Origin of the sequence: Serratia sp. 506_PEND, from assembly GCF_001076875.1 — a bacterium.
GTDB classification, from domain to species: Bacteria; Pseudomonadota; Gammaproteobacteria; order Enterobacterales; family Enterobacteriaceae; genus Serratia; species Serratia marcescens.
The window spans coordinates 1-2,513 of sequence record NZ_JVEL01000047.1 but is presented as its reverse complement, the minus strand read 5'-3'; the positions used below and the strand labels follow the sequence as shown (position 1 = coordinate 2,513).

The window sequence follows — 2,513 nt, the reverse complement described above, 5'->3', positions numbered from 1 at the left end:
GCCGTCATCGCCGCCAGCAGTTGCTCTTCGCTCAGGCTGTCGTCCGCCAGCTTCAATTCCTTATACAGATCTTCTTTTTTGCGCATCAGATCGCGCGCCGATGTGAAGCCCAGTTCCTTCAACAGCTTTTTCAGCTCATCGACCGTAGGGGGCGTATCGAGGTACAGCACCACCTTCGGATCGACGCCGTGCTGTTCCAGCAGCGCCAGGGTTTCACGGCTCTTGGAGCAGCGTGGGTTGTGGTAAATCGTGACGTTTTTCATGGCGTTCATTCCTTGTTGAATCAGCTGCGCTGGTATTGGCGGAAGCGCTGTTGCAGTTGGCGCAGCTGGTCGATGCGCGCATCGTAACGCGCCTGTTTCAGGCTGCCGAGTTTTTGCAGCGAGCTGGCATTGCTGAGCAGGCCGATGGCCTGATCGAGCCGGCCGGTCAGCGCCAGGCTTTCGGCGCGGGCCGACAGCTCTTCATCGCGCAGCCCCTGAGCGGCGCTGGCTTGCGCCAGCAGATCCCAGCCGTTCGGATCGTCCGGATGGGCAAAGGTGTAGCGGTTCAGGATCTTCGACGCCTGCGCCGGTTGGTTGCCTTCGACATAGGCGTTGGCCAGGTTGAGCTGCAGCACCGGGTTGTTGTTCTGGGCGGCGTTGGCCGCCTGCAGGCGTGCGATCGCCTGCGGCGCGCGTTTCTGGCCGAGATCGATGTCGGTCATCAGGTCGATCAGCCAGACGTTTTTCGCATCCTGCGCCAGCATCGGCTGAATGATGTTGCGCGCGTCGTCGTATTTTTTCGCTTCATAGAACAGAATGGCGCGGCCGTATTTGGCGGCCGCCTGTTCGCGCACGTTGCCCTTGCTGAGCGAGCCGAGCAGCTCTTCGTTCAGGCCATAGCCTTCCGAACTGTACATGCCCAGTGCGCGCACCTTGGCCATCAGGTAATACTGCGAAGACTGCACGATGTGTTTCGGCATCTGGTTGGCGCGGTTGCGCGCGTCTGAGAGGCGGCTGTCTGGCAACGGGTGCGTCAGCAGCATTTCCGGCGGCTTGGAGGCGTAGCGCGACTGATCCGAGAGTTTCTGCAGGAAGTCGGGCATGGCTTCCGGATCGAAACCGGCGCGTTGCAGCACCTGAATGCCGATGCGGTCGGCTTCCTGTTCATTCGATTGGGTAAAGCTGATCATGCCCTGCTGGGTGCCGGCCATGGTGCCGCTCAGCGCCGCCATGCCCATGGTCGGGTTGGCCATCGCCAGCAGAATGGAACCGAGCGCGCCCACCCAGGTCAGCGGGGCGTTGCGCTGTTGATCTTCCATGGCGCGCGCCAGGTGGCGCTGGGTGACGTGCGAGATTTCGTGCGCCAGCACCGAAGCCAGCTGGCTTTCGTTGTCGCTGACGCGGAACAGCGCGGAGTGCAGCACCACGTTGCCGCCGAAGAAGGCGAAGGCGTTGATCTCGTCGTTGCGCACCAGATAGAAATGGAACGGCGTGCGCACCGAATAGGCGCTGGCCACCAGCCGGTTGCCCAGCTGATTGATGTACTGGCTCAGCAGCGGATCGTTGATCAGCGGGGCGCTGGCGCGCAGTTGGCGCACATAGAAATCGCCCATCGCCAGTTCTTGTCCGATGCTCAGGGTGCCGCCGGCGGAGGTGCCCATATCCGGCAACTGGTCCTGGCTTTCCGCCTGTGCTGGCGCCAGGGCGGTGGCGTTCAGCGTGCTGAGCAGCAGCACCGCTAACGCGGTTTTGGTCAACCGGTTGGTCATAGTCAGGCGTTTCCCTTAAATAATCATTTCTAAGACGTCAGCAGCAGACAAGAGTTCTTTATTCCCGCGGCGCAATCCGCGCGAAAGTGCGGCGGCTCACAAACCGCGGCGGCGGCACCCATCACATCATAGTCAGCCGCAGGCGACAAGGAAACGTTAGCCGAGCGCGAATCGAGCAAAAAAGTTTTATTTTTCATTTTGAAGGGCGCTTTTTTGTCGCTGGCGACATGCATTTTTAATAAAACGCAGACAAAGTTAGTCTGTGTTTTATTGACAAGATAAACGCAGACTCATATAGTCTGCGTTATTGAGGATTCACTGACGATCGAAAACGGACATATGGCGTACATCACAACCAGCGTTGAATATGGCATTCACTGCCTGCTGTGGCTGGTCGGCGACAACCAGCGCGCGCTCAGCAGCCGCGAACTCGCCGAGCTGCAAGGCATCTCCCCCAGCTTTCTGGCCAAGATTTTCCCCAAGCTGGAAAAGGCGGGGATCGTCGCCGCCAGCGAAGGGGTGCGCGGCGGTTACCGGCTGGCCCGTCCGGCGGACGAGATCAGTTTTCTGGAAATTATCGACGCCATCGAGGGGCACAAGCCGCTGTTCGATTGCCAGGAGGTGCGCGGGCGCTGTGCGGTGTTCGATGATTCCCCGCCGGATTGGGCGGTCTCCGGCAAATGCGCTATCCATGCGGTGATGCTGCAGGCGGAGAAGGCGATGCGCGATGCGCTGGCGGCGCAGACCCTCGGCGCCGTCG

Annotated in this window: 3 protein-coding genes; 1 reads left to right on the top strand and 2 read right to left on the bottom strand. The window is 60.4% G+C overall.

Going from position 1 to position 2,513, the window contains the following annotated elements; translation table 11 throughout:
- The coding region (gene arsC, locus ADK28_RS01415) for an arsenate reductase (glutaredoxin) (RefSeq protein ID WP_048794691.1) at positions 1–263 on the bottom strand (263 nt) is incomplete at its 3' end.
- Between the two features lie 20 nt (positions 264–283).
- Entirely contained in the window at positions 284–1,753 is a 1,470-nt protein-coding gene (locus ADK28_RS01410; protein ID WP_048794690.1) for a tetratricopeptide repeat protein, read from the bottom strand.
- Between the two features lie 339 nt (positions 1,754–2,092).
- On the opposite strand from ADK28_RS01410, the gene ADK28_RS01405 reads away from it, so the two are divergent.
- Positions 2,093–2,513, top strand: a 421-nt coding sequence (locus ADK28_RS01405; RefSeq protein WP_048794689.1) for an RrF2 family transcriptional regulator, incomplete at its 3' end; no start/stop codon positions are given.